Raw genomic sequence first — 24,569 nt, 5'->3', positions numbered from 1 at the left:
GAAGTCTGCGGCTCTTGATTAGTATTGAAGAATAGGCCACCCCCCTCATTTCCCGAACCTAATGCACACTGTATATAACGGAATGATAACGAAATGATGAATATCGCCTATTTCCTTTATTTTCCTAATATACAACCGATAGAGAAGATGTATAGCAAAGAAATGCTATGAAATCAAATAAATAGAAGCCCTCGGGCAGAAAATAGAAATCAAATGAGAATTACAGTAGATACGAAAACAACCACCGTTTACACCGGCACTAAGCCTGAAATCTCTCCCGCCGTTGCATTCGTTGACAACCAGAGACAAGAGCAGCAGCCAACCGATAAAATAACCGGCCTCCTACTGTGGACAGCAGTTATTGAACTGGTAATGGGTGAAGACGCTATGCAGGGACAAAAAATTAAGATCGCCTCTGCAACTGAACCCAAGCTCAGCCCCCGCACTGAATACACAATCGACGGCAATTTTTACGCCACCCCTTATGTAACCTCGGGCGGGAAAAAAGCAGAAGTTTCCTTCTTACTCGTTGGCACACTGAAAGAAGCATCAGTAACAAGCCCTCTCGCTAAGAGCAATTAAGCAGGGACCTGCCCGCCGTGGCACACGGCAACTGGGGGGTGTGGGGGGCTGTTAAGGCCCCCCGCATTGCCTACACAATTACAAATAAAAAACAATGAAAGTAGAAAATCATGTTCAATCTTTTTAACGGGAAACTTATCCCCCTCGCCCTTGTCCTCCTTATCGCATATGGCTTGTTTACTGGCCTTGCCTCAGGTCTTGGAACCATTTCATATGATATGGAAGCCAACTACACGGGCATGATGTCCGAAGCCGCTAACCCCTCCACCCGATAGATGATGAAAGTAGAAATATTATGAAAACTCCACGCTTTATAGAAAATCAAAAAGGAACGCTTAACGCCGTCCCTCAGCCCTCCAAATTAATTCTGGTCGTTATGGTCCTAAGCTCACTAACGATTATGTCATTGCTCGTCTGGTCCTTGTTCGCTGGTCATCCTGACTCGTCCTCCGCTGGTGTGGAATCTGTCGCCCCTGCTCCTAAGGTTACGGAATCCCCCGCCCCTATGTATTCCTCGGAAGCCTCCGGCGGTGACATTCTCCCGGCCCCTGCCGTTACTGAATCCGCTACTACTACTCCTACTACTACTCCTGCTCCGTTGCCTGATGTTGCAGAGAGCCCCGGCGTTGATACGTGGATTGCGCTTTGTCCCTCCTCCGTGAGTTTTGCTGATGTTCTCGATGCTCTCGGATCCGGGGATTGCGACATTCGCCCGGTTCCTACCGTCACTGAACTTCCTGCCCCCGCCCCTAAGGTTACGGAATCCCCCGCCCCTGTTCTTGCCCCGCTCTACCAAGGTTTAGAAAATGCTAAGAAAAGTAATGGCACTGCCCCCGGTGGTCCTGCCCCTGTGGTTACAAACTCTCCCGCCCCTGTTCCTATGGCGAAATCTGGTGGCGCTGCTCCCTCGGAAGCCTCCGGCGGTGACATTCTCCCGGCCCCTGCCGTTACTGAATCCGCTACTACTACTCCTACTACTACTACTACTCCTGCTCCGTTGCCTGATGTTGCAGAGAGCCCCGGTGTCGATACGTGGATTGCGCTTTGTCCCTCATCCGTTGTTCTGGTCGATGCTCTCGGGTCCCCCGATTGTGCCTTGCAAGTCATAAAAGGCCTGCATACTGTCGCTCGTCCGTGGAGTGGTCTCGTTACCTATGTTTGGTTAGTCCCGGCTGGCTATCACTTGACTGACCCTTTGGACGGCAACGCTGCTCTATCTACCCTTATGGGCGGTGAATAATATGTTTTGGATTAAGATTGTAAGTCTACTGACCTTCGCTATCGTCGCTAATACAGTTCGGCTCGTCCTCTGGTTCGCTCATAAGAATTATCGCCGCCCGTTGGAGTTTGCTACCGGCTACGCCCTGATAGTTGTTGCGGCTCTGGTTGCTGATGCTCGGTTCGTCTCCGCTGTTGTTGTTGTCGCTCTTGTGGCTCTCGGCTGGAAGTATCTGGGCAAGATGTCGAAACTACGTAAAAAGCGGTTCGCTTATGTTGATGCGGTCGCCCGTGTGATGGATAGTCTTCCCCTGTGGCGTGATGCTGATGGGAAACAAATCAACGTTCGTAAGCTGCTCACCGTGTCTGACACAACAATGACCGGCGTATATAAGGTGGATTTGTTTACCCCTGCTGGGCACCACGACGAAGAAGTAATAAAGGTTCTGCCGGTGTTCCGTTCTCAACTCGGTTTAGCTGAAAGTATCTTATTGGCTGACGATAACCCCTTTGACGGGATAGTATCCGTGCTGTTCTGTGAAGTGTCCCCGCTCGAAACTCGCCTAGCGTCGGAAGATGCCCCGGTGTTGAACCTCTCCCTCCGTGACGAGTACGATCCCTATCATTGGTTGGGCGTTGGTGTGGATGCTAATGGTTCTTCATACTCTCTCCCGCTGTTCTTGGAAGAAGGTGGAAGTGTTCGGCAACTTTGTGCGGGTGCCTCTGGCTCTGGTAAGTCCTCTATCATCCGTCAACAACTGGTGCAAGCATGCCTTAACCCTAATATTGATGTGGCGATATTTGATGGTAAGGGCTCTGAATTCGGTATCTTCGCTCCGTATGTTAGTAACTTCGGATTATCTACCGCAGATTTTTGGAATCAGATTCGCTTTATGGAAGAAGAAATATCACGCCGTGGAAAGGCTCTAAACGCTAACAAGCTCTCCCAGTCTGACCGCCTCTCCCAGTCGTGGAACCACATGAATGACGGTAACTACCTGCTATGGGTATGGGATGAAATCGGCGCAACTATGGCGGGTTTCGATTCTAAGCAACGTCACGAAGCAATGACTAAAATTTATGGGATTCTATCCGTTGCTCGTTCACTCGGTGTAGGTGCTGTATTTTCCAGCCAGACTTTCAAGAGTGACTTATTGACAACACAGATTCGGGATAACTGCTTTGACGTGTCCTTGGGCTTCAAGATGAACAGTAACCAAGAAGCTGCCTATATTGGCTTCGATGTCGCTGATGAAATCACCCCGGCAAATATAAAGGGGAAAGTCCAGAAGTCGGGCAAGTCCTCAACCGTCGGAACATTCGCGATGAAAGGTATCGACAGAAACGCCTATGGAAAGTCATATTACATAACTGATCAACAAATAAAGAAGGCTCTAAGTAATCTCGCTCCCCTAACAGAAATCGACACGCTGGTCACTCATGAAGATATAGATGTTCTCGTTAGGGTCGCTTACAACTCAGAAACCGAACCTACAACGCTAGATAAGTTATCAAAAATAAGGAACCGCCCAGACGTGCACCGGGCCTTAGCTTCGTCCACTCGTTTAGAATCTGATACCGCGTCTCGGCTCTCTCATTCGGCTGATGATGTTACCCGGTCTATTATACGGGAAAATCCATCTCTGCCAGAGGATGACCGTCTTCGCCTCTGTAAAGAAAATTAAATAAATCGCCTAAGAGTATCACCCCGGTAACGGTAATCGCTGGTACTGACACACAATAAGAAAGAGAAAAAAGAAAATGCAAAAATCTAAAAATGCAGATATCAAGAATATGTCCCTCGACGAGCAAATCACATACAGTATGAATGACGATGTTATGTTCTGTCGGGACCTAGCGGGAAATCCTTACACGGATCCCATAGTCCTAGATATGTTAGTCACTCACCACGATACAGATGTTCTCGTTAAGGTCGCTATCAACTCCAATACCACGTCGTGGACGTTAGACAAGCTATCTAAGATAAGGAACTGCCCAGACCTTCATCGTGCCTTGGCGTCTTCCCCTCGTCTGGAATCTTATACGGCGTCTCGGCTCTCTCATTCGCCTGATGATGTCACCCGGCTTATCATGAGCGAAAAAATGCGAACATCTAAAAATGCAGATATCAAGAATATGTCCCTCGACGAGCAAATCACATACAGTATGAATGACGATGTTATGTTCTGTCGGGACCTAGCGGGAAATCCTTACACGGATCCCATAGTCCTAGATATGTTAGTCACTCACCACGATACAGATGTTCTCGTTAAGGTCGCTATCAACTCCAATACCACGTCGTGGACGTTAGACAAGCTATCTAAGATAAGGAACTGCCCAGACCTTCATCGTGCCTTGGCGTCGTCCCGTTATCTTGCACCTTATACCGCGTCTCGGCTCTCTCATTCGGCTGATGATGTTACCCGGTCTATCATGCGGGAAAATCCATCTCTGCCAGAGGATGACCTCCGCCGCCTCATTAGTGAAAGGTAAATAAAATTTATCGGATGATATGCCGATATAATAAGTGTAGGCCCCCTGTGTTTATTTTCTACTTTCCACGGGGGGTTTACCTATGTCCAAATTAAGATCCATGAAATCATATTCTTGTCTCTCGCCCAATAGCTGAATCTCGAAATTCTGCAATGGTTCTAGGGTCGTTTTGGTGGCTTTTAGATGTGTATAATATCGCGTCATTCGTTCACTGGTATGTCCCAGTATAAGTTTTGCAACCTCGGGCGGCACTCCGGCCTCAGCTAACATAGTCGCTGTTGTGTGTCGTGATATGTGTCCCCGGTCGTTGGTAAATCCATATTTTGTACATAATGCGTGCCAGTTCTGGTTCTCCACTTCGTGCCGGATGGGCTTAGCGTTATCCATTGTAAATACTAAGTTTTCTAGCCCCGGTTCTGGTTCATAAGATAGCGTTTTTTCCGTGTCTTCGCCGTCTCCGTGTTCTATCCAGTTTATTTCCCCCGAGTCTTTCACAGCTTCCCATCGCTCCTTGTGCTCTACCAGCAATATTTCAAGTTCGTAGGGGATAGGTAACTTTCTAATGTTCTTCGTCTTAGTCTCCTCCTTTATGTAGAGGCCCTTACCGTCTATCCGCTTTGGGCAATCGTGTGCGGATCGCTTCCCACATACTGGCTCCCGGTCTGTTTTACTTCTGCAACCGTGCCGCGCGTGATCCCTGCTGAGTTGTTGTTTAATGGTGATGGTTGGCGGCTGTCCTTCCTTCGGGTCAAGGTCGATACAATCCCACGTAAGCCCCAATTTTTCGGAGACACGTAAGCCCAGTAGAAAACTGGTAAGCCATTTCGCCTGATCGATGTCCCCTTCAAGGTGTTGTAACAGTGCCTTTGGCCTGCTGGTGTCGATGTCGATTTCCTTCATCACTGGTGCGGGACGGTCTAAGCCCTCTAACGGGTTCTGTTGTATCAATCCATCAAGGTGCGCGTCTTTTAGTGCCTTGTTAAGTGGCTTCCATACGTTCAGCACCGCCCCCGCTCCTAGTCTCTTTTCGGGGTTCTTAGGGTCATAGGCCTTGTTGGGTAGCGTCTTGTAGAAAAGTTCTCGCAGGTTCGCCCGTGATAGTAGGGTTAGCGGGATTTCGCCGATGTGCGGGTTAATGTGGCGGGTGATGTTTCCCTCATACTGTCGCCGCGTCGATGCTCCAACCGTGACCGGGTTCAGAGACTCAAACCACGACCGCAAGTAGTTTTCGACGCTCGTCTTATTGATCCTGATTTCTCGCCCCGCTAGGACTGTGCTCGGGGCCTTGCCTTGCATCACAAGCAGCTTAAGGCGGTTCGTATCTCTTCGCTCTATGGCTATTGCCTTCGTAGCCCCCGTCCCGCTGGCTACAACTCGTCTCCCGGCCCCGTCATAGCCGATGGTCGTTTCAGCCTTCCAGCGCTTCCCCTGTGGTGTGCCGATAGCAAAGATGCTGCCCTCGCCGTTCGCCCGGATCTTGTTTCCTCGTGTCATGGTCAAAGGATAACAAAAAGCAGTAGTAAAAGCAGTAGTAGACCCCTTATTTTGATATCTACAAGGGGCCTATATGCCTTCTATCGCTTGAAACTTGACAGGATCACGGTAAATATGCTCCCTTGACGCTGCGTCCTTAGAGGATCCAGCGCCGTGGTCTGTTCAGAGATAGTCACCGCGCCAATGTTACTTGTTGTCGGGGAACTTCCTCTTGAATTCTTCCTCTGCCGTTTCGGCATCCTTCATTTCGGGAAGTTTAACACCGTGCTGCGCCGCGGCCTCTTCGGCCTTGCGCCGTTTCTGTCGGACATCGTCAAGGACGGCCGTGGCGTGGTTGCGCGGTGAATCCTCACCCAGGTTCCGATAAACCGATAGGGCGTGCTCTAGTTCAGAGACTGTCTTCTGTGCGCGCGCCTTCGGACTGAGCAGGCTCAGTACTGTGGCGAGAATGATCGTTCCCACGATGACGGCCAGTGAAACGAACGTCGGTATTTCCGGAGCCCATTCGACAGGCTGACCGCCATTGATGAACGGTAGCTCGTTCACGTGCAGTGCATGGAGAATAAGCTTCACCCCGATGAACGCCAGAATCACGGACAAACCGTGCTTCAGGTAGATCAGCCTGTCCATGAGTCCGCCCAGCAGGAAGTACAGCTGACGAAGTCCCATCAGAGCGAAGATGTTGGCGGTGAAGACAATGAACGCGCTCTGGGTCAGCCCGAAGATGGCGGGGATAGAATCCACGGCAAACAGGAGATCTGTCATGCCAATGGTGACGAAGACAACCACCATCGGGGTGAATACCTTCTTGCCATCCACGACTGTCCGCAACTTGTTTCCGTCGTACTTTTCCGACATGGGCAGTACGTTGCGCAGTTTGGCTATGAGCTTGTTCTCCGAGCCGGACTCCTCATCTCCGCCAACGTCCTTGGCCTGCTTGTACGCCGTATACAGCAGGAATGCGCCGAAGATATAAAACACCCAGCTGAAGTTTTCAATGACGGCAGCACCGATCAGAATAAAGATGCCGCGCAGGATCAGCGCGATGATGATTCCCACCATCAGCACTTCCTGCTGGTACTTTCTGGGCACTGAGAAGCGGGCCATAATGATGATGAAGACAAATAGGTTGTCCACACTGAGGCTGTACTCGGTGACCCATCCAGCCACGAATTGTCCGGTGTGTTCAGGATCGGTGAAGATCCACATGAGGCCTGCAAACACGAGCGCAAGGCTGACGTAGAAACCAACCCACAGCCCAGCTTCCTTCATGGAGGGCTCATGCGGCCGTTTAGCCACCAGGAGGAGATCAATAAGCAAAATGACGCCAAGAACAATGAATGTTCCGACCTCAAAAGCTACGGGTAATTCTGGCATGGCCACCTTTCAAAGGAGCAACGAGTTACCGCAAGTCTCTCCACCGGCTATTTCAGATACCAGCCGCTGCATCCGGCGGGGCAGTGGCGCCGCGCGTGTTGACGAATACAGCGTTATGGATACTCCCCTACGCTCCTGCCAGTTTAGATGCAGTTCGTGTCAGGAGGAAATACCTCGGTGCCACGTTCGAAACTCGAGATGAAGACGGCGATTCGCGGATGGTTCCAGTAACCCCCGTGTCCGAGGGGATCGGCCGCGGAATCGTCGAGGCGAATGTTTTCCGCCCCCTCTATAGGTCCGCCCAACGGATCCGTTACTCGCCAGTAATTGGCCCACTCCTCGGTTGCTGCAACGACTTTGACCTGAAGATCCGGTGTGAAATAGGCAGGGAATAGAGGTGCGTATATCGACTCGATGGGCGATCCGGCAGAAACGAATACGGGTCGGTGGCCGCTCAGGGATGACTCGTGGGCGAGCAGCCAGGCGCAGAGGACCGAACCCTGACTGTGACCGAAAAGTACCGGCCTGACGGCGTCACCGCACTGAGCCAATTCGAGTCGTATGCCGGCTAGCACCGGATAGCGGTACGAGACCCCAGCCAACGGATGATCGTGAACTGGCCAGAACCCCGCTAGGTCGCCAATTTTTGCCATGACTTCTCTGAAAGCGGGGAACTGTCCAAGGAGCATGCTCAAGATAACGACGGCGGCCGCAAGTTGCAGTAGCAGCACTCCCAGTCCAAAAATCGGCCCACCCAGTTTCCCCTCTCCGAGTATGACGGCAGAGGCCACGCCAGCCATTCCGAGCAGTCCCGCAATCGGAGCCACCACGGGAATAATCGACGGAAGAACCGTGATAAAGCCGTGCCACCACGTGGCCCGAGAATACTCACCGGAGAAGAGTCTGGATAACTTGAGTTTCGTGCACAGGCACAGGACAACGACCGTGGCCGCGAGCAGCGCCAGCAGAAGAATCATGGACTGGAACGGCAGCAGATCCAGCCGGCTGTCTCCGGCAATGGCCGGATCGTCGTAGGACAGAAGGACCCGGTATTGATACTGGAGTGCCCCGCGTTGAAGAGGGTAGAGCAGGCCGTTGACGTAGTTGGCCAAATTATCCAGGGCCATACGCACCAACGCTGTCACCGTATGCATCAGCACCACCGCCACCGTCAGGACCAGCCCCGTCATGGGCAGGGGACGAACGCGTTCGCGAGCTCTGGACGGTGTAAACGCGTACACCGCGACCAGCAGCATGGCCAAAAGCATGACCCCGGTGGTACTCACGACAACCACTAAAGCCATAGCGTCCAGCAGGGGTTCATTTCCGGACCCAGGTGGGACGACCGAGGGCCACCCGGTGTAGGCCATGTGGGCAGGTCTCAGAACGGAGAGCAGGATCCCACCGGCGAGAACCGCGACCACGTGGGAACACAGTGAGCCCGGCGATGTGCCGGCGTCTTCCGGTTGGAGTCGGACCACGCGAGTCCACCGCAGGATCAGCAACAACGACAATCCTGCCGCCGCAGCCAGCGGTGTCAACCTGCCCAGCCATAGGGGGTCCATGAAGGAAGGCAAATACCGCAAAATGGTTTCCATCAGGACAATTAGCCAGGCCAGTTGGACCAAGGTCAGCCCCACCGCAGTTACTGAAACGACCGCCCGATGCGCGTTGTGCGCAAACGGGTGACCTACCTCTGGTCCCATACGCCCTGCAACATTGACGAGCGTGAACGGAAACGCCAGGTACCACCACATACGACCCGTTTGCTTTCGGTTGGCACGCCACCAATTGATGAGTTTCAGCGGATGCGCAGGCAGAGCAGGAGGACTCCGAAGCTCGACCCACCCATTCAGGGCAGTGCCCTTTGGTTCCCCCAGCGCCCTGTACCCGGATTGGTCTCCGACTCCATGAACCCTGATCTCGACAATTTCTGGCTCCTGTCCCATCAGCCCACCTCCGATCAGGCGTGGCCAGCGGACTGCATTTGCCTCAGTTCCTTCTTGAGGTCAGAAACTTCGTCGCGTAAGCGCGCCGCCAACTCAAACTGCAGTTCGGAGGCTGCGCCGTGCATCTGCTCAGTGAGCTGAGCAATAAGGTCCAAGAGGTCCTCCGCCGGTACGGCCGCAAGTCCGTCGCGACGGACGCCAGCTAGCGAGGCACCCTTTTTGCTACCCTTCCTCCCGGCGGCCGCCTCCAGAAGGGCAGCAGTGTCAGCGTCCTCACGCGCCAGCTGATCACTGATATCCGCAATCCGCTTCCGCAGCGGCTGTGGGTCAACACCGTTCTTTTTATTGAAGGCCACCTGAATGTCACGACGCCGGTTCGTCTCGTCGATGGCATGCGCCATTGAGGCCGTGATCCGGTCGGCGTACATGTGGACTTCACCGGATACGTTGCGTGCCGCGCGGCCGATCGTCTGGATCAGCGACGTCGAGCTGCGCAGGAACCCTTCCTTATCGGCATCCAGAATGCTCACCAAGGACACTTCTGGAAGGTCCAGCCCCTCGCGGAGAAGGTTGATGCCGACCAGGACATCAAAGGTGCCCATGCGCAGCTCCCGGAGCAGCTCTACCCTGCGAAGAGTGTCCACATCCGAGTGGAGATACTCCACCTTTACGCCGTGTTCCAGTAAGTAACCGGTGAGGTCTTCGGCCATACGCTTGGTCAGTGTGGTTACCAGAACGCGCTCGTTTTTATCAACACGCTTGTGGATCTCCCCCAGAAGGTCATCAATCTGACCCTTACTGGGCTTCACCACGATCTGCGGGTCCACCAACCCTGTGGGCCGGATGATTTGCTGAACGTAGCCGTCGGACTTCCCCAGCTCATATTTGCCCGGCGTAGCCGACAAGTAGACTGTCTGTCCGATCCGCTCCAAAAACTCGTCCCACTTCAGTGGCCTGTTATCCATCGCCGATGGAAGTCGGAAACCGTGGTCCACCAGGGTCCGTTTGCGCGACATATCACCTTCATACATGGCACCGATCTGCGGGATAGTCACGTGCGACTCGTCGACAACAAGCATGAAATCATCCGGGAAGTAGTCAATCAGGCAGTGCGGGGCAGTTCCAGCCCCGCGTCCGTCGATGTGGCGCGAATAATTCTCTATTCCATTGCAGAAACCCATCTGCTGCATCATCTCGAGGTCATACGTAGTGCGCATCCGCAAGCGTTGCGCTTCCACGAGCTTGTTCTGACCTTCCAGTTCGTCGAGTCTTTTCTGCAACTCATCTTCAATCCGGGTGATGGCTTTGGACATCCGTTCTGGACCTGCCACGTAGTGCGAGGCCGGGAAAACATACATCTCATTCTCTTCGCGGATGAGCTCTCCGGTGAGTGGATGGAGCGTTTGGATACTCTCAATCTCATCCCCGAAGAACTCGATACGAAGGGCCTGTTCCTCATACATGGGAATGATCTCGACGGTGTCGCCCCGCACCCGGAAGGTCCCGCGGTGAAAGTCCATGTCGTTGCGCGTGTACTGCATGGACACGAAGCGCCGCAGGAGCTCATCTCTGTTCATCTCCGCGCCCCTGCGGAGGGTCACCATGCCCGCAACATATTCCTCGGGCGTTCCCAACCCATAAATGCACGAAACGCTAGCCACTACCACGACGTCCCGACGGGTCAGCAGTGCATTTGTGGCAGAGTGCCGGAGCCGCTCAACTTCCTCGTTGATGGACGAATCCTTCTCGATGAAGGTGTCCGTCTGGGGCACATATGCCTCCGGCTGGTAGTAGTCATAGTAGGAAACAAAATACTCCACCGCGTTGTTGGGCAGAAGTTCCCGGAACTCGTTGACCAGCTGTGCAGCCAACGTTTTGTTCTGCACCATGACCAGAGTGGGTCGCTGGACCTGCTCGATGAGCCAGGCCGTCGTCGCGCTCTTACCGGTGCCCGTGGCACCCATGAGTACGACGTCCTTCTCCCCCGCCTTGATACGATCTGTCAGTTCTGCGATCGCGGTCGGCTGATCGCCCGCTGGTTTGAACTCACTGATCACTTCAAACGGTGCCACTACACGCTTAATGTCCTGTGCAAGACTCATGCTTTACAGGTTAGTACCTGACCCGGACATTCTGGGGCTGCACAGCGTGCCGGTCCGCTGCCAGCCTAATGAGGTAGGGCTGGTGGGTGCCATCCGATGTTCTGCGCCCATTGGTTCATGAGCGGATCGGCCGACCGGCTGAACCAGTCTTCCTTGGCTTGCGCGTAACGGTCCGTGGAGTTGTCCATGGAGTATTCTTCTGCGAGCCGACGCTTCTCAGCCGCGTATGCAGCGGCAGCACTGGGATTGGCGGACAGCCAGTCCCTGAACAATAACGAATAACGCCAGCCCGGAGAACCGAAAACCCGGATATGCACGTTGACGGCGCGGCCCGGATCGGCGTTCCCATGTAGCCGTTTTGCCCAGTCCGCCGGATCAGGATGGCTCGATTTTGGTGTGTCCTGCCAGATGCCGGGACAGCGTGGAAACCCCGCGCTCGTCAGCACACCCGCGACAGCATCGGCGTCGTCCAGGCTGTGCACGGTCGCCTGAAGATCCAACACATCCTTGGCCGGGAGCCCCGGCACTGCAGTCGAGCCAATGTGGTCTACCGCCAGAATCCGCGGGTCTGCGAGTAGTATCCGCTTCGTGAGCAGAGCCGCCTGGTCAGGCCATTGCGGCCGTGTTGCCAACAGTAGCGGCGGGCCGTAGCGTGGTGCGATCCGACCGTCCAACAGGTTGTGGTGGAAAGGCAAGAGCCTTTCTTCCCAGAGCGTGTCCACCGAGGCCAACAGCTGATCCCGAGAGCCCGTATTTGGCAGCACGACATCTGCAGAGGCGGTGCGTTCGGTTGGCGAGACCTGGGCCGCTATCCGGGCGCGGGCGTCCGCTTCGGACATGCCGCGATCCTCCACCATGCGCCGCACGCGCTCTTCTTCGGGCGCGTCGATCACCACCACCAGGTGGAAGGACGGGCCTTGTCCGGTCTCGATCAACAGCGGAATATCCTGAACGACGATCCCGCCCTCGCCACCTTGTGCAAGTTCTGCTGCACGGGTCCTGACCAGGGGGTGGATAATGGCGTTCAGACGCTGGCGTTGCCCGGGAGAGTTGAACACCAACTCGCCGAGGGCTGGTCGGTCCAGTGAGCCGGTATCCGTCAAAATCCCCGGTCCAAATGCTTCCACCACGGCACGCAGACCATCGGTACCCGGCTCCACTACTTCCCGGGCGATGGCATCGGCGTCGACCAGCGTGGCACCGAGGGCAGATAGCCGCGTGGCCGCCAACGATTTTCCGGCCGCTATGCCACCGGTCAGTCCAACATTGAGCATGTAACCAACACTAGACTGTGTTGGTGTCTGAATCGGGAAGTGCGTGCGGTACGTATACAACGCTCGCCGGTCACAGCCGCAATGAGATAGACATCAAGCGTTCACGGTTCATCGCCCTGCTGACGAGCATTGATTCAGAGGAAGCAGCCCGCGACCACATCGCTGCTGCCCGCCGGGAATTTCCGGACGCGCGCCATCACTGCAGCGCTTATGTGGTGGGACCGCATAGGCATCTTCAGCGAACCAATGACGACGGCGAACCCTCGGGAACCGCAGGCCAACCCATGATGGAAGCCTTGATCCGCAGCCAGAGCGCCGGCGGCGCCACGGACCTGAGCGATATCGTCGCCGTCACAGTTCGGTACTTCGGAGGCACCCTACTTGGCACGGGAGGACTCGCGCGTGCCTACTCGGGATCCGTTACCGCAGCGTTGGCGGCGTCTACGTTTCGTACACGCCGACGCGTACGGAACTTCAGTGTGATGGCTGCACACGAAAACGCCGGCAGGCTTGAACACGAGCTGCGCTCCACCGGAGTCACCATTTCCGGTATTCGCTATACGAGTACCGGTGCCGAGCTCGATTGTGCGGTTCTGGACGAACCCGCGCGCACTGAATCATTTTTGAATGGTGTGGCAATTTTTGGCTCCGGCGCCATTGAACCAGTCGACCATGGAACTTCCTGGATGGATCATGACTGAACTTGAACTCTCCGCCTTGCGGCGCTCCCCCGATGTTGAGGCGGACAACCTGTTCGCGTGGGACTCCGCCGACGAATACCTCCTCGACGCCTCACGCCAGACGGTCAAGGACTCGCAGCCGGGCACCATTGCCGTCATTGGCGACAATTACGGGGCGATCACACTCTCGGTCGTGCTGGGTGGACATAGTCCATTGAGGGTGCATCAAGATGCGCTATCCGGTGAGCTCGCGCTAGCTAAGAATGCGCGGATACTCTCGGTGCCCTCGACGTACTCGCAGCATCGCCCTGGTCCCGAGCTACTGTCAGGGGCCAAACTGGTCCTGATGCGATTACCCCGATCTCTGTCCGCACTGGAGGAACTCTGCTGGAAGATCGCACGGTATGCCCATCAGGAAGTTGTTGTCATGGCCGCCGGCCGCGTCAAGCACATGACTCCGGCCATGAATGACGTTCTTGGACGCTACTTCGATACCGTGCACGCGTCTCTTGCCCGGCGCAAATCGCGCATCCTTACAGCTTCCGACCCTAGGCTCGCCGGCGAGTGCCCTTTCCCGGTGAGCGAATCACACGACGTCGGGATGCGAAAGCCGCTGGTCCTTTCCTCTCATGGTGCTGCATTTGGCGGAGGCAGACTTGACCTGGGTACACGGTTTCTTTTGCCGCAATTACAACAGCTGTCGCAGGTTTCTACCGCTGTGGACCTCGGTTGCGGTACTGGCGCGATCGCCGCCTATCTTGCCTTACAACGCCCGGACATCAGCGTGATTGCTGTTGACCACTCCGCAGCAGCAGTCGATTCTGCGCTGCTCACCATGCGTGCCAATGGAGTGGACGGTCAGGTGAAGGTGGTGCGCGACGACGGCCTTTCTTCTCTCCCAGATGCCAGTCAAGAAGTGATTATCTTGAACCCGCCGTTCCATATGGGCGCGACAGTCCATTCGGGAATTGCGCTGAAGCTTTTTCGGGAAGCATCCAGGGCGCTCTCACCCGGAGGCCAACTCTGGACGGTGTGGAACACTCACCTTGGGTACCTCCGGGCGCTGAGCAGCATAGTTGGCCCAACGCGCCAGGTGGACCGCAACCCGAGGTTCACCGTTACCGTGAGTACCCGGCGCCTATAACCCTCGCGACGTGTTACGTCAGGTGAAATGCGAAGAGGGGCCCCGCCGAATGGCGGGGCCCCTCAACACATAACAGACTTGCTTAGTTGCCGGTCAGCTTCTCACGCAGTGCTGCAAGTGCTTCGTCGGAGGCAAGGGTGCCGCCACCGCCGCCATTGCTGCTGCTGCTGCTACCGGAGTTCGATCCACTATCCGTCGCTGGAGCGTCGGATGAGTAGCTCGTCGCTGCGGACTCGCTGGACTCGGACGTCGAAACGGCATCCTCGTTGGCGTGCTCGGCAACCTGCTTCTTGTGGGCTTCCCAGCGGGTTTGGGCATCAGCGTACTGCTGCTCCCAGACGGCACGCTGGCTGTCGTAGCCCTCGAGCCATTCGTTGGTTTCGGGATCGAAGCCCTCAGGGTACTTGTAGTTACCCTCTTCGTCGTACTCTGCGGCCATACCGTACAGAGCAGGATCGAATTCGGTACCCTCAGGGTCCACGTCCTCGTTGGCCTGCTTGAGCGACAAGGAGATACGACGACGCTCGAGGTCGATGTCGATGACCTTGACGAACAGTTCGTCTCCAACGGAAACAACCTGCTCGGCGAGCTCAACGTGCCTGACAGCCAGTTCAGAGATGTGAACGAGGCCCTCAATGCCGTCTTCGACGCGGACAAATGCGCCGAACGGAACCAGCTTGGTGACCTTACCTGGGACAACCTGACCCAGTGCGTGAGTGCGAGCGAAGGTCTGCCAAGGGTCTTCTTGGGTAGCCTTGAGCGAGAGCGAAACCCGCTCGCGGTCCAGATCCACTTCGAGAACCTCTACGGTAACTTCTTGGCCAACTTCGACAACCTCTGACGGGTGGTCGATGTGCTTCCAGGACAGCTCGGAAACGTGCACCAGGCCGTCTACACCGCCAAGGTCCACGAATGCACCGAAGTTGACGATGGAGGAAACGACGCCGGGACGAACCTGACCCTTTTCCAGCTTGTTGAGGAACGTTGAACGAACCTCCGACTGGGTCTGCTCGAGCCACGCGCGGCGGGAGAGCACAACGTTGTTTCGGTTCTTGTCCAGCTCGATAATCTTCGCTTCGATCTGCTGGCCGATGTACGGAGCCAGGTCGCGGACACGGCGCATTTCCACCAGGGAAGCTGGCAGGAAGCCACGAAGGCCGATGTCGAGGATAAGACCACCCTTGACCACCTCGATGACGGTACCGGTGACGACACCGTCTTCTTCCTTGATCTTTTCGATGTCGCCCCAGGCGCGCTCGTACTGTGCGCGCTTCTTGGACAGGATCAGGCGGCCTTCCTTGTCCTCTTTGGTGAGAACAAGAGCTTCGACCTGGTCGCCGACGGAAACAACTTCACCCGGATCGACGTCGTGTTTGATCGAAAGTTCGCGGGAAGGAATGACACCCTCGGTCTTGTAACCGATGTCGAGCAGGACTTCGTCGCGATCGACCTTGACGACGGTGCCTTCTACGAGGTCTCCATCGTTGAAGTACTTGATGGTTGCGTCGACGGCTGCGAGGAAGTCTTCAGCGGTACCGATGTCGTTGATGGCGACCTGCGGGGTACCGGTCTTCTCGTTGGAGGTGATGGTCATGTAGTAGGGGCTCCGTTGGGGATAGATTGTGTCAATCGGAAAGCCGGAAGTCCCGGCATGCTCCGAACGTGGAACTAAAATTGTTACGAGCCCGGGCAGGGAACACCCCGGCAGTCGTCTAATGATTCTAGTCCCCCGGCATATGACGGGTCAAAACGCAGGTCGCGTTCAGGTACTGCTGGTGCTGTCCGTGTGCGATGTCCGAATCCGGGCCTAGAAACCATTGATCGCGTAGGGCGCCCCCGGCAGGTCCAGCAACCGGGCGGCACGGTCTACGGCCTCATCGGACGCCGCGCGCAGACGGCCAGCCTCAGCCAGGGTCCGTACTCCGGTTCCGCCCAGGTACAACGAACTCAACAAAGCAATGTCCAGCTCTAGATCCGCTGGCTGAGAATCGTCCGGTTCGGTCTCCACACACCCGACTCTCCCGTCGACGACCAGCTTGTAACTTCCCGTCGTATAACCCTGGGGATCGGTGATGCGCAGCCGCAACGACCCGTCGGCGATGTATTCTCGGGCACCCAGCGCTGCGGGGACGTCAAGGATACGCAACCACAACAGGTCCTCAGTCTCTGTGACGGCAACGCGGCGTGGGTCATCCAATGACCAGGGCAGCGGATCATCGGGAGCGGCGGCGCCGTAGACAACCCGTTCGATGAGGTCGTGGGCACCGAGGTAACGCCACAGTTCTCGTCGCGCAGCAGCAGTGGTGGCGACCAGGTCTCGCACATCCATGGTCAGCGGAGACTTCTCCCACCCGGCAAAGGCGTAGGTGAGGAAACCACGCGGGACACCGTCCGCGTCGAGGTACACCGCAGCGCGAAGGGCTGGATCGTCCTTTGCTTCCTCCGGTCCCAATCGGCCGGTGGCCCTCAGCGTATAGGCATGCTGTCGCCCAATCGATCCCCGGTGTGCGGCGTGGAAGGCCTCAAAAAGTGATGGAGCTAATTCGACGAGGGCAGAAGGGTCCACGGCGATGACTGTGCCTTCGGGCTTGGCGACGACCGGGAGCCCGCCCTTCACATCGACCCGGACCGTATCCAAGGTGGTCGCCGGCCCAAAACCGAATCTGCCGTAGATCGTCCCCTCCGTCGCGGTGAGCGCCGCCATGGGTAGCCCGGCAGCCCGAGCGCGATCCAGGGAATCGGTCATCATCCGACGCAGAATGCCGCGTCGACGGTGACTCGGGCGGACGGTGACCACGGTGATCAGATGGCTCTCGAGCATCCGTCCGGCCCCGGTATTGAGAGTCTTGTTGAATTCCGCGAAGGTGGCCACCGGAATGCTGGGGTCCAGGGAAGGTGCCGGCGCATCGTCGTCGTACACCCCCAGAAGGCGGCGGCCGTCGACTCGGTACGAAGCCGCGATGCGCGCCACTTCAGCGGTTGTGAAGGGCTGAGCATGAAATCCGGTGCGGACCGCCCGGAACCAGTTGGTGGTACGCGCATTCGGCGCCGGCTCGGCCTCACCGGCCGCAGACAGCACCTCCGCGTCGAAGAGTTCATGACGCAGCCCGTTGGTCTTGGTGGTCGGTGTCTTCATTAGTGCGCTGCCTCCTGCCAGCTGTGCCCGGTGCCAATCTGGACATCGAGCGGGACGGAGAGCTCCGCTGCCGTTCCCATGTGTTCCCTGACAAGTGCCGAGACGACGTCGATTTCTCCGGGGGCAACCTCAAGGACGAGCTCATCGTGGACCTGCAACAGCATGCGTGACTCCAACCGCTGCTCGCGCAACCCATCGGCAACCCCAAGCATTGCACGTTTGATGATGTCCGCTGCCGTACCTTGGATAGGTGCGTTCAGTGCCGCACGTTCGGCCATGTCGCGTAACTGGCGGTTGTCGCTGGCCAGATCGGGCAGGTAGCGGCGGCGTCCTTCGATGGTGGAGGTGTACCCGTCCTTGCGCGCCTGATCGACGACGGTGCGCAGGTAGTCCCGCACGGATCCGAAGCGGGCGAAGTAGTCCCTGATCAGCCCGCGCGCCTCGTCGACGGGGACATTCAGTTGATTGGATAACCCAAAGGAACTCAGCCCATACGCCAGCCCGTAGGACATGGCCTTGACCTTGGACCGCATGTCCGGACTGACGTCTGCCGGTTCGACGCCGAAGACGTGCGAACCGACGAAACGGTGCAGGTCCTCTCCGTCCTTGAATGCCTGGATCAGGCCCTCGTCGCCGGAGAGGTGGGCCATGATGCGCATCTCGATCTGGGAGTAGTCGGCGGTCAGCAGGGTCTCGTACCCCTCGCCAACGACGAAGACTTCGCGGATGCGTCGTCCGGCTTCGCTGCGCACGGGAATGTTCTGCAGGTTCGGATTCAGTGAGGACAACCGCCCGGTCGCGGCGACGGTCTGGGCGTAGGTCGTGTGGATCCTGCCGTCGTCGCCCAGGGATTTCTTCAGCCCCTCAACGGTCTGACGCAGTTTAGTGGCATCACGGTAGGCCATCAGCGAGGCCAGGAACGGGTGTTGCGTCTTGGCCAGCAGGTCGGCCAGAGAATCAGCGTCGGTCGTGTAGCCAGTCTTGATCTTCTTGGTCTTTGGCAAGCCGAGTTCCTCGAAGAGCACGACCTGCAACTGCTTGGGCGAGCCGAGGTTCACCTCGTGCCCGATAGCCTCATACGCTTCTGCAGTCGCTCCGTCGATGGTCGTGGTGAAATCCGCGAGTAGGTCATCGAGCTGCACCGCGTCCACGGCGATGCCAGTACGTTCCATCTGGGCCAGCACCACGGAAAGGGGAAGTTCCATTTCGGCCAGCAACATATTGGCGCCGCGTTCCAGCACCTGCCCGGTCAGGTACAGACTCAGCTCCCTCACGATGTAGGCAGCTCGCACAGCGGCCACGGAATGCCCTGATCCGTCGAACTCGAGAGCCAGTTGCCCGTCCTGCGCCTTGCCCTCGGCTTCAAGGGAGAGCCTCAGGTGGTGCTGGGCGATGTCCGTGAGCTCATGGCTGCGCCGGTCCGGCTGGATGAGGTAGGCGGAGATCATCGTGTCGTCCACAACACCACGCAGGTCGATGCCGCGATCGGCCAACAACTTGTAGCCCGCTTTGAAATCGTGCAGCGCGAACTTGTAGTCACCACTGGAGAGGATCCCGCTCAGGGCAGCATCGGCGTCGGCGTCGAGCTTCTCCAAATCGATGTAACCGGTGGCGGATTCTCCGGCGAGTGCGATTCCGACGGCGTCGTCTCCATTGACAGTGGAGGGCACGGTATCCAGAAGCACGCCAATCACGTGGGCGCCCTGCTCGCGGAACCACCCCGTGAGAGTCTCGGCGCTATCCAGATCTGACGGCGTCGGGACATCCATTTCGGCTTCCGGCTCGGAGTCGTCGGCACCAAAGAGGTCAAAGAGACGTTTGCGCAACGTGTTGAATTGCAGGGCGTCGAAGAGTTCCTCGATGGCGTCCTGGTTAGGGTGCTCCAGTTCCAGCGCCCCGAGTTCCACCGGCAGGTCTAGATCGGTGAGCAACCGGTTCAGCCGCCGGTTGCGCCGGACGTCATCGAGGTGCGCCCGCAGGGACTCACCGACTTTGCCCTTGATCGATTCCGCCTGATCGAGAATGCCCTCGAGGCCACCGTAGAGGTTGATCCACTTCGCGGCGGTTTTGGGCCCGACGCCGGGAACGCCCGGCAGGTTGTCGGCGGTCTCCCCGACCAGCGCTGCGAGATCTGGATACTGGGCGGGCTGGACGAAATACTTAGCCTCGACTGCTGCCGCATCCATCGGCGGGATATCGGAGATACCCTTTTTCGGGTAAAGGACCGTGGTCTTCTCCGTGATCAGCTGGAACGCATCCCGGTCTCCCGAGACGACCAGAACGTCCCACCCCTCGTCTTCACCGACTCGGGCCAGCGTGGCAATGATGTCGTCGGCCTCGAACCCGTCCATGGTGATCGAGGGGATGTTCATCGCCTCCATGACCTTCTCGATCAGATTGATCTGCCCGTAGAACTCCTCGGGCGTCTTGTTCCGCCCGGCTTTGTATTCGCTGTATTCCTCGGAACGGAATGTGGGGGTGTCCAGGTCGAAGGCAACGGCCACATGCGTCGGTTTGCGCTGTTCGATCATTTTGATGAGCATCGAGACAAAACCGTAGACCGCATTGGTGTGCTGTCCGGTGTCGGTGGCGAAGTTTTCCGGAGGCAGCGCGTAGAAGGCGCGGAACGCCATTGAGTGGCCGTCGATGACGAGTAGGCGGGAAGTGTCATTAGCGTCGGTTTTGGTTGATTGACTCACAGGTGCAAGCCTAGTTCCCATGACAGACAAATACACACGTGGAACCACCCCCAGCGCAGCGCACGACGCCGGGTCGAACCCTTTCGAGGAACAGCTCGCCCGTCATGGGGTGCCGCAAGTGATGTGGCCGATGCTTACCGCCCACGGTGTGGGCGCTCTGGCGGAGAAACTGGGGATTGTCTTCGACGGGATTACCGCCGAGCGGGTCGTGGCAACGATGCCGGTCGAGGGCAACCAGCAGGTCGCTGGGATCCTGCACGGTGGGGCGAGCGTGGCGCTCGCCGAGACCCTTGGGTCCTTCGCTGCCGCGGTGCACGCCGGTCCCGACCGTCGTGCAGTGGGCGTGGATATCAATGCCACACACCACCGCCCAGGGATTTCCGGTCTGGTCACCGGCGTATGCACGCCGATCCACCTGGGTAGGAGCACCACGGCGCACGAAATCATCATCAGCAACGAGGCCGGTCAGCGGGTGTGCACCGCACGGATCACGAATATGCTGCTGGGCCCCTCATGATCGGTGGCAGGGACAACCCGGCCTCGTCCAGGACCGCTGGCCCTCGCCGGATCCTCTTCGTCGGGGTGACCGGTTCCGGGAAATCGACCCTGGCCACCCAGGTGGGCGCTCTGGTCGGTTTGCCGGTGCATCTGGTCGATGAACAGGTCGGCTGGTTGCCCGGCTGGATTCAACGATCCCTCGAGGACCAGCGACGGATCGCGCTGGAATGCGCTGCTGCCCCCGCTTGGGTCTTCGACTCCGCCTATGGGCACTATCGACCGGAGATCGCAGAGCACGCTGAGCTGATCGTCTGTCTGGATTACCCGCGTCTGGTCTCGCTGGGCCGCCTGTTCCGCCGGAGTATCCGCCGGGTCCTCACTGCGGAGCCGGTATGCAACGGCAACGTGGAGACGTGGACACGCTTGTTCTCCGCGGATTCCATACTCGTGTGGCACTGGCGTTCTTTCGCGTCCAAACGAGCGCAGATGGACACCTTCCTGGCCGTCTATGGGCCTGTGAAGGTCCTGCGTTTCCTGCGCCCGCGGCAGACCCGGAAATGACTGGAAGCGGTTGAAGCCGACGGCCGCATCCAACCGCTATGTGCCCGGCCGTGAGTTGAGGATGAGGACGCCGGCCTCGCCCTAGTATTCGACGCGCCGCGGAGCAAGGGGCTTTGAAAGGTCGTACCGCGTTTCTCTAACTCCCCTACTGAAGTCACGGGTGGAGGTGGGTGTCAGCCCCAGCGGAGCCCGGAGGCTGGCCAACGGTCGCCCGCCGCCCAATAGAACGGGGATGGTGAAGAGGATCAACTCATCGAGATGTCCGGCGTCGGCCAGTTGACCGGCCAATCCCCCGCCTCCGAATACCCAGACGTCGCGGTCTCCGGCATCAGCCGCGATGTCCCCAACCCATTGGCCCACATCACCACGGATGAACCTGACGTCTATTCCTTGTTCAGCGGTCAACTCTCGATGAGTGAACACCCAGCATGGCGTGCCCTCATACGGCCAAGGGGACCCGGAGCGGTTCATGTGGACGGTCTGCCTAAGGTAGGCGTCAGCTCCCATGACCAGGGATCCGACCTCGCCCAGGAAGGCGGCGGCCGGGTCCTGGAATCCGACGTGGTAGTCATCAAAGGCAGTCATCCAGTCCAGCGAATCATGCTCGTCGGCGATGTATCCGTCAACACTGGCCGTCACGAAATAGCGGAAGCGGGTCATGCCCCCATGCTGCCATACCAGGTCGCTGCACATCGTTGGTGCCGTGGGCGGGAGCGTGCAAGATCGGCTGCCAGGTCGTAGTCTCCTCTCATGGCCAGATTCTTCGATGTCCACCCGCAAGATCCGCAACCGCGTGCGCTCGGCCAGGTCGTTGACCTGTTGCATAGCGGGGGCCTGATCGCCTATCCCACCGACTCCTGCTACGCCTTGGGCGCCCAGCTGGGCAACGCGCAGGCCCTGGACAGGATCCGGACCATCCGCCATCTGAGCGACAAGCACCACTTCACCCTGATGTGCAGCGACTTCGCTCAGATGGGCCGTTTCGTGGAAATGGGCAATGCGGTCTTCCGCAGCCTCAAAGCGGCGACGCCGGGCAGCTACACGTTCATCCTCAAGGCCACTTCAGAGGTCCCCAAGCGCTTGCTGCACCCGAAGAAGAAAACCGTCGGCGTGCGCATCCCCGACCATCGGGTTGTCCAGGCCCTGCTCGCCGAACTCGGCGAGCCGCTGCTTTCGACGACCCTGCTGCTGCCTGATGAGGACGAACCGCTCACGCAGGGGTGGGAGATCAAGGAACGTCTCGACCACCAGGTCGACGCCGTCATCGACTCCGGGGAATGCGGCACTGAACCGACGACGGTGGTGGACCTCTCCAGCGGTGTGCCTGAAATCGTCCGCATCGGCATGGGGGATCCCTCGCCTTTCGAGTAGATCTAGAGGCCAATGGGACGACGCCGGGTCTGTCTCCCGGTTTTCCTTCCTCAGCCCTTGACGCCCACGACGAGTTCGGGAGCGCGCTCGCCTGGCTCTCCGAATTCGCCGACAATGCGATTGGCCAAGGGCTGCCACGACGAGGTGCTGGAGCGACCTTCGACGAGCGGACGCTTCGCCATCGCAAACACCGAGGTCCGTATCGTTGACCCGGAGGGCAACGATGCCTTGCCCGGCGAAGTGGGCGAGATGATCATGCGCGGCGAGACGATGATGAAGGGCTACTGGCGCAATCCCGAAGCAACCGCCGCAACGTTCAGGAACGGCTGGATTCACACCGGAGACCTGGCCCAGGTAGACCCGGACGGGTACATCACTCTCGTGGACCGGATGAAGGACCTGATCATCACCGGCGGCCAGAACGTGTACTCCGCCGAGGTCGAGAACGCCCTGGCGGGCCACCGGGCGGTCGCCGACGTTGCCGTCGTCGGCCGCCCACATGAGGAATACGGCGAGACCGTGGTCGCCGTGGTGACGCTGCTGGACGGCCACCAGGTGACGCTCGAGGAGCTTCGCGACCACGCGCGGGAACGAATTGCCTACTACAAGCTGCCACGTGAGCTAGTCATCGCGCAGATTCCCCGCAACCCGTCGGGAAGATCCTCAAGCCCCGGCTCCGGGATGAGCTTCGTGACTGAGCTCCAGGCGACGCACCCTGGCTCCGACGTACTCACTTCAATGCTCAACCGTCCCGGGCGGCGGAACTCCCTCAACACTTTCCGGCCCATACACTTTGGAGGACCCTCATGAACCGAGAAGCAGTCATTGTCGACGCCGTCAGAACACCGGTCGGCAGGCGCGGCGGCCAACTGCGCGATTGGCATCCCGTCGACCTCCTCGCCCAAACGCTGTCGACCCTGGTCGAGCGCACAGGGATTGATCATGAGCACCTTGCGGACGTTATCGCCAGGTGCAGGATCCAGAGAGATGAGCAGGCAGGCAATGTCGCACGAAATGCCATTCTCGGGGCTGGTCTACCCCTAGTGCTGCCCGGAACCACGATCGACCGCCAGTGCGGGTCGGGACAGCAGGCAGTGCATTTTGCCGCCCAGGCCATCAAGTCCGGCGAATATGACTTCGCCATCGGAGCCGGAGTTGAATCGATGTCACGCGTCGAGCTGGGTCCGCTCTTCGTCCCGGGCGGTGAGCGTGGCGACTGGTACGGCGAAAGAGCACTGGCACGGTTCGACGGCAACATTCCCGCCCAGGGACTCTCGGCAGAGCTCATCGTCAAAAAGTGGGGATTCACCCGCAAACAGCTCGACGAATTCAGCATCCGGAGCCATCAGCGGGCGGCAGCAGCAACCGAGGCCGGGTATTTCGCATCGCAACTCGTGCCCCTTGACGGCATTGGTGCCGACGCCGCGCTCACACCGATGACTCGGGATGAGGGTATCCGCGCGGTCCTGGACCCCGAGCGGATCGCAAAACTCGCGCCGGTGTTCTCCCCTGACAGCGCCATCACAGCAGCTAACGCCTCTCAGATGAGCGACGGTGCGGCCGCCTTGCTCATCGCCGAACGTTCCCAGGCCGAAGCCGCCGGACTGCGACCGAGGGCGCGCATCGTCTCGATGGCCGTCGCCGCCGACGACCCCGTCCTGCAATTCACTGTTGTTCTTCCCGCGACCAAGCGGGCACTTGAACAGGCGGGTCTGAGCATCCACGACATTGACCTGGTCGAAGTCAACGAAGCATTCGCCCCCGTTCCTCTCCCGTGGGCCGCCGAGTCCGGCTACCCCCAGGACCAGCTCAACGTCAATGGCGGGTCGATCGCCATTGGCCACCCGCTCGGATCCACTGGAGCCCGGTTGCTGTGCCAGCTTGTGAACGAGCTCGAGCGCCGCGATGCCAGATACGGACTACTGACTATCTGCGAGGGCGGCGGCATGGCCAACGCCACCATCATCGAGAGAATCTGAGAAGGAGCACCC

At 58.1% G+C, this 24,569-nt stretch carries 19 protein-coding genes; 10 read left to right on the top strand and 9 right to left on the bottom strand.

What is annotated here, in order from left to right:
• Window positions 1-213 precede the first annotated feature (213 nt).
• From JOE65_RS08430 to JOE65_RS08420, 3 genes are all read left to right on the top strand, one after another.
• Window positions 214-582 (top strand): hypothetical protein, encoded by a 369-nt coding sequence (locus JOE65_RS08430; RefSeq protein ID WP_205162775.1) that lies wholly within the window; start codon window positions 214-216, stop codon window positions 580-582.
• 110 nt (window positions 583-692) lie between these two features.
• Window positions 693-857: a hypothetical protein gene (locus JOE65_RS08425; protein WP_205162774.1), complete on the top strand. Its 165-nt coding sequence runs from the start codon at window positions 693-695 to the stop codon at window positions 855-857.
• Between the two features lie 957 nt (window positions 858-1,814).
• The gene (locus JOE65_RS08420) at window positions 1,815-3,485 is read left to right on the top strand and encodes a hypothetical protein (RefSeq protein ID WP_205162773.1); all 1,671 of its coding nucleotides are present in this window, start codon (window positions 1,815-1,817) and stop codon (window positions 3,483-3,485) included.
• Between the two features lie 859 nt (window positions 3,486-4,344).
• Here the strand turns inward: JOE65_RS08420 and JOE65_RS08415 are convergent.
• The 5 genes from JOE65_RS08415 to coaE form a co-directional block, all read right to left on the bottom strand.
• Window positions 4,345-5,787, bottom strand: a complete 1,443-nt coding sequence (locus JOE65_RS08415) for a tyrosine-type recombinase/integrase (protein ID WP_205162772.1) — start codon at window positions 5,785-5,787, stop codon at window positions 4,345-4,347.
• A gap of 186 nt (window positions 5,788-5,973) precedes the next feature.
• Window positions 5,974-7,164, bottom strand: coding sequence for a TerC family protein (locus JOE65_RS08410; RefSeq protein WP_205162771.1), 1,191 nt, complete (start codon window positions 7,162-7,164; stop codon window positions 5,974-5,976).
• 143 nt (window positions 7,165-7,307) lie between these two features.
• Window positions 7,308-9,113, bottom strand: a complete 1,806-nt coding sequence (locus JOE65_RS08405) for a hypothetical protein (protein WP_205162770.1) — start codon at window positions 9,111-9,113, stop codon at window positions 7,308-7,310.
• A gap of 14 nt (window positions 9,114-9,127) precedes the next feature.
• Window positions 9,128-11,215 (bottom strand): excinuclease ABC subunit UvrB, encoded by a 2,088-nt coding sequence (gene uvrB, locus JOE65_RS08400; protein WP_205162769.1) that lies wholly within the window; start codon window positions 11,213-11,215, stop codon window positions 9,128-9,130.
• A 65-nt stretch (window positions 11,216-11,280) separates the two neighbouring features.
• Window positions 11,281-12,489: a dephospho-CoA kinase gene (coaE, locus tag JOE65_RS08395; protein ID WP_205162768.1), complete on the bottom strand. Its 1,209-nt coding sequence runs from the start codon at window positions 12,487-12,489 to the stop codon at window positions 11,281-11,283.
• A gap of 23 nt (window positions 12,490-12,512) precedes the next feature.
• Here coaE and JOE65_RS08390 point away from each other — a divergent pair, with 23 nt between their 5' ends.
• Both JOE65_RS08390 and JOE65_RS08385 read left to right on the top strand, forming a co-directional pair.
• Complete coding sequence (locus JOE65_RS08390) at window positions 12,513-13,190, top strand: IMPACT family protein (RefSeq protein ID WP_338021587.1); 678 nt, start codon at window positions 12,513-12,515, stop codon at window positions 13,188-13,190.
• Entirely contained in the window at window positions 13,183-14,313 is a 1,131-nt protein-coding gene (locus JOE65_RS08385) for a class I SAM-dependent methyltransferase (protein ID WP_205162766.1), read from the top strand. The genes JOE65_RS08390 and JOE65_RS08385 overlap by 8 nt, the downstream gene beginning before the upstream one ends.
• An 82-nt stretch (window positions 14,314-14,395) precedes the next feature.
• On the opposite strand, the gene rpsA is transcribed toward JOE65_RS08385, so the two are convergent.
• The 3 genes from rpsA to polA all read right to left on the bottom strand — a co-directional run bounded on the left by rpsA (window position 14,396) and on the right by polA (window position 20,082).
• Complete coding sequence (rpsA, locus tag JOE65_RS08380; protein ID WP_205162765.1) at window positions 14,396-15,907, bottom strand: 30S ribosomal protein S1; 1,512 nt, start codon at window positions 15,905-15,907, stop codon at window positions 14,396-14,398.
• A 213-nt stretch (window positions 15,908-16,120) separates the two neighbouring features.
• Window positions 16,121-17,449 (bottom strand): GNAT family N-acetyltransferase, encoded by a 1,329-nt coding sequence (locus JOE65_RS08375; RefSeq protein WP_205162764.1) that lies wholly within the window; start codon window positions 17,447-17,449, stop codon window positions 16,121-16,123.
• Entirely contained in the window at window positions 17,449-20,082 is a 2,634-nt protein-coding gene (gene polA / locus JOE65_RS08370; protein ID WP_239537010.1) for a DNA polymerase I, read from the bottom strand. Before polA ends, JOE65_RS08375 begins: the two co-directional genes overlap by 1 nt.
• Window positions 20,083-20,167: 85 nt before the next feature.
• Here polA and JOE65_RS08365 point away from each other — a divergent pair, with 85 nt between their 5' ends.
• Both JOE65_RS08365 and JOE65_RS08360 read left to right on the top strand, forming a co-directional pair.
• Entirely contained in the window at window positions 20,168-20,665 is a 498-nt protein-coding gene (locus JOE65_RS08365; RefSeq protein ID WP_205162762.1) for a hotdog fold thioesterase, read from the top strand.
• A complete protein-coding gene (locus JOE65_RS08360; protein WP_205162761.1) occupies window positions 20,662-21,207 on the top strand; it encodes a P-loop NTPase family protein in 546 nt (181 codons plus the stop codon). Before JOE65_RS08365 ends, JOE65_RS08360 begins: the two co-directional genes overlap by 4 nt.
• A gap of 81 nt (window positions 21,208-21,288) precedes the next feature.
• Here JOE65_RS08360 and JOE65_RS08355 read toward each other — a convergent pair whose 3' ends face one another.
• Window positions 21,289-21,867 carry a dihydrofolate reductase family protein gene (locus JOE65_RS08355; protein WP_205162760.1) on the bottom strand — a complete coding sequence of 193 codons (579 nt, stop codon included), beginning with the start codon at window positions 21,865-21,867 and terminating at the stop codon, window positions 21,289-21,291.
• A 90-nt stretch (window positions 21,868-21,957) separates the two neighbouring features.
• Between JOE65_RS08355 and JOE65_RS08350 the strand changes: the two genes are divergently transcribed.
• The 3 genes from JOE65_RS08350 to JOE65_RS08340 all read left to right on the top strand — a co-directional run bounded on the left by JOE65_RS08350 (window position 21,958) and on the right by JOE65_RS08340 (window position 24,557).
• Window positions 21,958-22,578 carry an L-threonylcarbamoyladenylate synthase gene (locus JOE65_RS08350; protein ID WP_205162759.1) on the top strand — a complete coding sequence of 207 codons (621 nt, stop codon included), beginning with the start codon at window positions 21,958-21,960 and terminating at the stop codon, window positions 22,576-22,578.
• A 114-nt stretch (window positions 22,579-22,692) separates the two neighbouring features.
• Window positions 22,693-23,388 (top strand): class I adenylate-forming enzyme family protein, encoded by a 696-nt coding sequence (locus JOE65_RS08345; RefSeq protein ID WP_239536659.1) that lies wholly within the window; start codon window positions 22,693-22,695, stop codon window positions 23,386-23,388.
• Window positions 23,385-24,557, top strand: a complete 1,173-nt coding sequence (locus tag JOE65_RS08340) for a thiolase family protein (RefSeq protein ID WP_205162757.1) — start codon at window positions 23,385-23,387, stop codon at window positions 24,555-24,557. The genes JOE65_RS08345 and JOE65_RS08340 overlap by 4 nt, the downstream gene beginning before the upstream one ends.
• Window positions 24,558-24,569: the final 12 nt, after the last annotated feature.

It is taken from the genome of Arthrobacter roseus, from assembly GCF_016907875.1.
Taxonomy (GTDB): domain Bacteria; phylum Actinomycetota; class Actinomycetes; order Actinomycetales; family Micrococcaceae; genus Arthrobacter_J; species Arthrobacter_J roseus.
The sequence above is the reverse complement of the archived record's forward strand: the minus strand, read 5'-3'. Positions and strand labels throughout refer to the sequence as shown.